The sequence below is a fragment of the Pseudomonas sp. FBF18 genome (assembly GCF_024261405.1).
Classification (GTDB): Bacteria; Pseudomonadota; Gammaproteobacteria; order Pseudomonadales; family Pseudomonadaceae; genus Aquipseudomonas; species Aquipseudomonas palmensis.
The window spans coordinates 708,212-715,669 of record NZ_QKRS01000001.1 but is presented as its reverse complement, the minus strand read 5'-3'; the positions used below and the strand labels follow the sequence as shown (position 1 = coordinate 715,669).

General features: G+C 62.5%; 7 protein-coding genes. 3 read left to right on the top strand and 4 right to left on the bottom strand.

The genetic code is table 11. The annotated features are described in order from the left end of the window. The first annotated feature begins 333 nt into the window (after positions 1–333). Entirely contained in the window at positions 334–1,101 is a 768-nt protein-coding gene (locus DN387_RS03415) for a hypothetical protein (RefSeq protein ID WP_043862749.1), read from the top strand. A 74-nt stretch (positions 1,102–1,175) separates the two neighbouring features. On the opposite strand, the gene DN387_RS03410 is transcribed toward DN387_RS03415, so the two are convergent. Together DN387_RS03410 and DN387_RS03405 are read right to left on the bottom strand one after the other, a co-directional pair. Further along, entirely contained in the window at positions 1,176–1,658 is a 483-nt protein-coding gene (locus DN387_RS03410) for a GAF domain-containing protein (RefSeq protein WP_054915824.1), read from the bottom strand. Next, positions 1,658–2,545 carry an ATP-binding protein gene (locus DN387_RS03405; protein WP_054915825.1) on the bottom strand — a complete coding sequence of 296 codons (888 nt, stop codon included), beginning with the start codon at positions 2,543–2,545 and terminating at the stop codon, positions 1,658–1,660. The genes DN387_RS03410 and DN387_RS03405 overlap by 1 nt, the downstream gene beginning before the upstream one ends. A 76-nt stretch (positions 2,546–2,621) precedes the next feature. Between DN387_RS03405 and DN387_RS03400 the strand changes: the two genes are divergently transcribed. After that, entirely contained in the window at positions 2,622–4,988 is a 2,367-nt protein-coding gene (locus DN387_RS03400; protein ID WP_080922891.1) for a response regulator, read from the top strand. Here DN387_RS03400 and DN387_RS03395 read toward each other — a convergent pair. Beyond that, positions 4,985–5,473, bottom strand: a complete 489-nt coding sequence (locus tag DN387_RS03395) for a glutathione peroxidase (RefSeq protein WP_043862745.1) — start codon at positions 5,471–5,473, stop codon at positions 4,985–4,987. The two genes, DN387_RS03400 and DN387_RS03395, sit on opposite strands and share 4 nt — an antisense overlap. A 26-nt stretch (positions 5,474–5,499) precedes the next feature. Then, positions 5,500–5,895: a peptide-methionine (R)-S-oxide reductase MsrB gene (gene msrB / locus DN387_RS03390; protein WP_043862744.1), complete on the bottom strand. Its 396-nt coding sequence runs from the start codon at positions 5,893–5,895 to the stop codon at positions 5,500–5,502. 165 nt (positions 5,896–6,060) lie between these two features. Here msrB and DN387_RS03385 point away from each other — a divergent pair, with 165 nt between their 5' ends. Continuing rightward, a complete protein-coding gene (locus DN387_RS03385; protein WP_043862743.1) occupies positions 6,061–7,272 on the top strand; it encodes a pyridoxal phosphate-dependent aminotransferase in 1,212 nt (403 codons plus the stop codon). The last annotated feature ends 186 nt before the right edge of the window (positions 7,273–7,458 follow it).

Below are 7,458 nucleotides of genomic sequence, written 5' to 3'. Positions count from 1 at the left end.
ACACTACAACATTCACTCCCTGCCGCGTTTCGCTGTGTGCTTTACGCTGCAAGTGGCGCGCATTCTAGGGGTGCTTTGAGAAGTCGTCAACCCCTAGATATAAATTTATTTAAATCAATGACTTCGCCCTGCTTTACGCTGCCACGGGGGCCGTAGCGCGCCTGAGCCTTGACGATTATTTTCTGACGCACATACGCGACGCGGCCCAGTGCTGGCGGCACCTCAAGGCAAAATGCCAGCAATCCGCCCTGCTCAACTGCCAAACAGCTCTATCCGGGCAAAAGCGAAGCCACTACACTCAAACGGCAAACCTTCCTGTATGAGGCGTTAACGGTGACACCACTTCTGATCACCCTGCTTATAGTAGCGGGTATCGCACTCTTGATCGTGATTGGCTACCTGAACAATGTAGTCGAGAGCAACAAGCTGGAACGAGCCCGTCTCAAGATCGAGCTGGCCGACCGCTTGCGTCGTTGTGGCGAAATCACCGAAACCTTCCCCGGCCAGTTGATGACCCCGGCACTCAAGCTGCTGCTGACCCGCCTCGAACTGAACCTGAACCAGCGCCGCCTGGCCCTGGACAAGCACAACCGTGAAATCCAGGCACGCATCAGCGAGCTCCAGGGCCTGATTGCCCTGGGCGATGGCATACCGGTGAACAACCCTCCCGGCCCGATCCAGACCGAAGCCCGTGCCAAGGATGTACGCTTTCTGCTCGAAGCCCTGCACAGCCAGGTGGTGCGCGCCTCCCAGGAAGGCTTCCTGCCGACCAACGAAGCCAAGTACTGGGTAAAGGAAATTCGCCATATCCTGGTGCTGCTGCACATCGAGTTCTTCAACAACCTGGGGCAGCATGCGCTGCAGCAGAACCAGCCGGGGCAGGCCCGCCTGGCGTTCGAACGGGGCGTGCAGTACCTGCGCAAGCAACCTGATCCGGTGCTCTACCGCGAGCAGCTCGACTATATGGACAAACTGCTGGCACGCGCCAACGCCATGGTACTGAGCCAGAACCAGCCAACCGAAGACGAGGTCAACCCACTGACCGAAGGGCTGAAGTCCGACACCGAAGAAGACTGGAAGAAGAAAGTCATCTACGACTGATTACAACACAACCCATTCGCCAGCAGCCCCCGACAGGAGCTTGTTGGCGAATGGGCGCAACGCCTCTACCCGCCTCAGCAGTCCGTCGAATCCAGGAAAATCCGCGCCAGACGCTCCAGCCCGGCCTGATCCTGCTCACCGAAGCGTGCAAGTACAGGGCTGTCCAGGTCCAGCACGCCGATCAGCGCACCGTCCTTGACCAGAGGGATCACCAACTCGCTGTTGGAGGCGCTGTCACAGGCAATATGCCCCGGGAAGGCATGCACATCCTCCACACGCTGGGTCTGGCGTGTAGCCGCCGCAGCCCCGCACACCCCGCGCCCGAACGGGATGCGTACACACGCAACCTGCCCCTGAAACGGCCCCAGCACCAGCTCTTCACCGCGCGCCAGGTAGAAACCTGCCCAGTTCAGGTCTTCGACCTGGCTGTACAGAAAGGCGGAAAGCTGCGCAGCGTTGGCAATGAAATCCCGCTCCCCGTCCAGTAGTGCTTCCAGCTGCGCCGCCAGCAGGTCATAGCCGCACTGGCCGCCCCCCACTGCATTCAAATCGATCATTACTGTTGCTCCAGCAGTTTCAGGCCCACCCAATAGCGGGCAAATTGATAGGCGCAGCGGCCATTGCGATTGCCGCGGCCGGTTGCCCAGCGGATCGCGGCCTTGTCCAGCTCTTCATCCCGTGCCCAGACCAGACCTGACGCCAGCGCCAGCTGGGTGATCCAGTGCTCGACCACATCAAGGAAGTGCTCCTGGGTGAACGGGTAGAACGACAGCCACAGACCGAAGCGGTCCGACAGGGCAATCTTGTCCTCGACGGCCTCGCTGGGGTGCAGCTCGCCGTCGACCATCTTCCAGTTCTCGTTGTCGCTCTGCTTTTCCGGCACCAGGTGCCGACGGTTGGAGGTGGCATACAGCAGAACGTTGTCCGGCGCCTGCTCGAGAGAGCCGTCCAGCACGCTCTTGAGCACGCGATAGTCGCCCTCCCCGGCCTCGAACGACAGGTCATCGCAGAACAGCACGAAACGCTGTGGCAGTTTGTGCAGTTGTTCCACCACCCGCGGCAGGTCCGCCAGGTGGTCACGCTCGATCTCGATCAGGCGCAGCCCCTGTGGGGCGTACTCTGCCAGCAAGGCACGCACCAGCGACGACTTGCCGGTGCCGCGCGAGCCCCACAGCAGCGCGTGGTTGGCGGGCATGCCGTCGATGAACTGGCGGGTATTGCGGCCCAGTTGTTCACGCTGCCTGTCGACACCGATCAGGTCGGTCAGGCGCATGTCCAGGCTGACCTCGAGCGGCAGCAGAAAACCGCTGCGCCCTTCGCGCTGCCAACGGGCAGCCAGGCACTGGGTCCAATCGATGCTGGGGCGCAATGCCGGCAGCAGCGGTTCCAGACGCGCCAATACCGATTCGGCGCGCTCCAGGAAAGCATTCAAGCGAGAGTCCACGTTATGTCCTCGACACAGATTCTTGGGAAAGCCTGAATGTGCGACAGTACCTGCCAGCTACCGGGGGTGATCGGCTATGCTTGCGCAGCGCACGGAAAGTGGAACTGGCTCGGGATACATGGATATCAAGTTCACCAATCGCCTGTCTTACAAGCAAGCCCGGCTGACGGTCCTGGTCGGTTTCATCCTGGGAACATTGCTCAGTCTCATCCAGATCGGCATCGATTATGCCAGCGAAGACGCCTCTATCAATCGCGAGATGCAGGCACTGCTGCAAATCAGCCACAACCCCGCCTCGCGCATTGCCTACAACCTCGACGCGGAACTGGCCAACGAACTGACCCTGGGCCTGCTCAAATCCCCCGCCATCACCCGTGCGCGCCTGATCGACAACACCGACAGCGTGTTGTCCGATGTGCAGCGCCCGCGCGAACAAAGCAGCTATCGGGTAGTGAGTGATTTTCTCTTCGGCCAGAGCCGGCAGTTCCAGGATCGCCTGATGCTCGACCAGATGCCCAGCGAGTACCTCGGCACCCTGTATCTTGAAGTCGACACCTTCGCCTTCGGCAGCCGCTTTCTGAAGCGGGCCGAAGTAACGCTGCTCAACGGGTTCGTGCGCAGCCTGGTGCTGACCGGCATCCTGCTGGCACTGTTCTATTTCATGCTGACCAAGCCGCTGGTGCGGGTGATCAGCGCCCTGAGCAACAGCAATGCGCGCGCGCCCAACCAGAACAAGCTGGCCTTCCCGCCCGGTCACGAACAGGACGAGATCGGCGTGCTGGTCAAGGTCGCCAACCAGCAGTTCGTGAGCATGGCCACCGAGATCCAGCAGCGGCGCAACGCCGAAAACCGCCTGACCGACTACCTCAACGAGCTGGAAAACATCGTTTCGGCCCGTACCAACGAACTCAAGTCCAGCAACACCCGCCTGAGCCAGTCCAACGAGGAACTGGAGCAGGCGCGACGCCGAGCGCTGGACATGGCCCAGGCCCGTGCCGCATTCCTGGCCAACATGAGCCACGAGATCCGCACCCCGCTCAATGGCCTGCTGGGCATGATCGCGCTGTCGCTGGACAGCCCGCTCAACGCCGAACAACGCCAGCAGCTGTCCATCGCCCACGACTCGGGCAAGGTACTGGTGGAACTGCTCAACGATATTCTCGACCTGTCCAAGTTCGACGCCGGCCAGCTGGAGCTGGAGCGCATCCCCTTCGACCTCGGCGCCCTGGTGGAAGACACCGCCAACCTGCTGTCGCAGAACGCGGCGCCCAGCGTGGAGCTGACCTGCCTGATCGATCCGCAGTTTCCCAGCAGCGTGCTGGGTGACCCCACCCGGGTGCGCCAGATCGTCAGCAACCTGCTGTCCAATGCGCTCAAGTTCACCCGGTTCGGGCGTGTCGACGTTCGCCTGGGCACCTACCCCGGCGGCGTGCGCCTGGAGGTCTGCGACACGGGCATCGGCATCCCGCTGGAAGCCCAGGTCAGGATCTTTCAGCCTTTCACCCAGGCCGGTGCCGGCATTACCCGCCAGTATGGCGGCACCGGCCTGGGCCTGGCGCTGACCCGCAACCTTTGCGAAGCCATGCAGGGGCGCCTGAGCATCAGTTCGGAAGCTGGCTTCGGCAGCCAGTTCAGTGTCGAGCTGCCGCTGGCCTCCCACACCCCGGCGATTGCACCCGCCCCCCTGCGCGGCAAGGTGGTGGCGATCAGCAGCGCCAGCAGCGGCCTTGCCGAACTGCTGCAGAGCCTGCTGCCACGTTGGGGGCTGACGTACTCGCGCCATGACAGCATCGACAGCCTGGTCGACCAGGAGCCCGACCTGCTGATCACCGACAACCTGGATGGCCTGTTCGGCCTGCGTCCGTCACTCAAGGCGCCAATCCTGCTGGTGACCGCCTATGGCAACTTCCTGCCGGGGGAAGAAGCCGCCCAGCTGACGCCGCTGCAGCAGCAGGCCCGCCCGCTGGCCCGCAACGCCCTGTACCAGACCTTGCAGCGCATTCTGCAGGGCAGTGAAGATGCAGGCCCGGTCGCCCAGGCAGGCACCCAGACCAGCGAGCGTCGTGCCCGCATCCTGCTGGTGGAAGACAACCCGGTGAACCAGCTGGTCGCCAAGGGCATGCTGGGCAAGCTGGGCTGCGAGGTGATCGTGGCCGCCCACGGCGGGGAGGCCCTGGAGCAGTTGGAGCAAGCCGCCTTCGACCTGGTGCTGATGGACTGCAACATGCCGGTGATGGACGGCTACGAGGCCAGCCGACGCATACGCCAGAGCGGACGCTGGCCCGACCTGCCCATCGTGGCACTTACCGCCAACGCCATGCCCGAGGAACGCGAACGCTGCCGGGCGGCAGGCATGAACGACTACCTGGCCAAACCCTTTCGCCGCGAAGAGTTGCTGGCGCTGATCGATCACTGGGTGCCGCCAACAGCCCCTGAAACCTAGCGCAGCAGCTTTTCGATATCGCCCGCCAGCGCCTCGGGCTTGGTGCTGGGCGCATAACGGCTCACGGCACCCGACTGCGGATCGACCAGGAACTTGGTGAAATTCCACTTGATCGCCTGCGAACCGAACAGGCCGGGAGCCCTCTGCTTGAGCGCGGCGAACAGGGGATGCGCTCCCGCCCCATTGACCTCGACCTTTCTGAACAGGGGAAAGCTCACGCCAAAGTTGGCTTCACAGAACTGCGATATCGCCAGCTCATCGCCCGGCTCCTGCTTGCCGAACTGGTTGCAGGGAAAGCCCAACACCACCAGGCCGCGCTCGCGATAGCGCTGCCATAGCGACTCCAGGCCCTTGTACTGTGGCGTGAACCCGCACTGGCTGGCGGTATTGACCACCAGCACCGCCCTTGCCGGGTAATCCGCCAGGGTTTTCTGCTCGCCCCGCAGGGTGGTGCAGGGAATATTGAGCAAACTGTTGTCGGCCATGACCGCGTCTCCTGCGTTCGGGTGGGTTACTGTCGCGGCACCAGGTCAAGGCACACCGAGTTGATGCAGTAGCGCAGACCGGTGGGCGGCGGGCCGTCGGGAAACACATGGCCCAGGTGGGCATCGCAAGTGGCGCAGGTGACTTCGGTGCGAATCATGCCATGTGAGGTATCGCGGATCTCGACCATCGCGTTGTCGGCGATAGGCTCGTAGAAGCTGGGCCAGCCGCAGCCGGAGTCGAACTTGGCCCTGGAATCGAACAGCGGCTTGTTGCAGCAGATGCAATGGTAGACGCCATCGGTGCGGGTGCTGTTGTACTTGCCGCTGAACGGGCGCTCGGTGCCCTTCAGGCGACACACGTTGTACTGCTCGGGGTCGAGCATCGCACGCCATTCTTCCAGGGTTTTCTCGATCTTTTCCATCACCAGGCCTCGCTGAATTAAAAACCCCGCACTGCGTCTTTTCGACAACGCGGGTGGCACGTATTATTGCGCCTCATCAGACGTCAGTCTGGCACCCGCGTTACACGCATTTCAAACGTTTTCACAGCGCAATGCGCGGCGATCTTTTCTAATCGGGATCACATCATGCAGGTCAGCAAATCGAACAAGCTCGCCAATGTCTGCTACGACATTCGCGGCCCGGTGCTCAAGCACGCCAAACGCCTGGAGGAGGAAGGCCACCGCATCCTCAAGCTGAACATCGGCAACCCGGCGCCCTTTGGTTTCGAGGCGCCCGACGAGATCCTCCAGGATGTGATCCGCAACCTGCCCACCGCCCAGGGCTACAGCGACTCCAAGGGCCTGTTCAGCGCGCGCAAGGCGGTGATGCAGTACTACCAGCAGAAGCAGGTCGAAGGTGTCGGCATCGAGGACATCTACCTGGGCAACGGCGTGTCCGAGCTGATCGTGATGTCGATGCAGGCCCTGCTCAACAACGGCGACGAGGTGCTGATCCCGGCCCCGGACTACCCGCTGTGGACCGCTGCGGTGAGCCTGGCCGGCGGCAACCCGGTGCACTACCTGTGCGACGAGCAGGCCGACTGGTTCCCCGACCTTGCCGACATCAAGGCCAAGATCACCCCCAACACCAAGGCCATGGTGATCATCAACCCGAACAACCCCACTGGCGCGGTGTACTCGCGCGAGTTGCTGCTGGGCATGCTGGAAATCGCCCGCCAACACAACCTGGTGGTGTTCTCCGACGAGATCTACGACAAGATCCTGTACGACGATGCCGTGCACATCTGCACCGCCTCGCTGGCCCCCGACCTGCTCTGCCTGACCTTCAACGGCCTGTCCAAGTCGTACCGGGTGGCGGGCTTCCGCTCCGGCTGGCTGGCGTTGTCCGGGCCCAAGCAGCACGCCCAGAGCTATATCGAAGGCATCGACATGCTGGCCAACATGCGCCTGTGCGCCAACGTGCCGAGCCAGCACGCCATCCAGACCGCACTGGGCGGCTACCAGAGCATCAATGACCTGGTGCTGCCGCCAGGTCGCCTGCTGGAGCAGCGCAACCGTACCTGGGAGCTGCTCAACGACATTCCAGGGGTCAGCTGCGTCAAGCCGATGGGCGCCCTGTATGCCTTCCCGCGCATCGACCCGAAGGTCTGCCCGATCTTCAATGACGAAAAGTTCGCCCTCGACCTGCTGCTGTCGGAAAAACTGCTGATCGTGCAAGGCACCGCCTTCAACTGGCCGTGGCCCGACCACTTCCGCGTCGTGACCCTGCCACGTGTCGATGACCTGGAGCAGGCGATCGGTCGCATCGGCAATTTCCTCAAGACCTACCAGCAGTAAGCCCGAATGCCTGCCTGCGCCAGCCCTGGCGCAGGCCACGGGCCAACCTCAAGCCTGCCGCTCTGGCTCGCGCACCTGGCATTCTCCGCGCCTGCCCGCACAAGTACACAGTTTGAAATAGTCGCCCGGTTGAATACACGGAGCGCGCACCTTATATACCCCGCATACGCAAGCTTTCTATCCGTC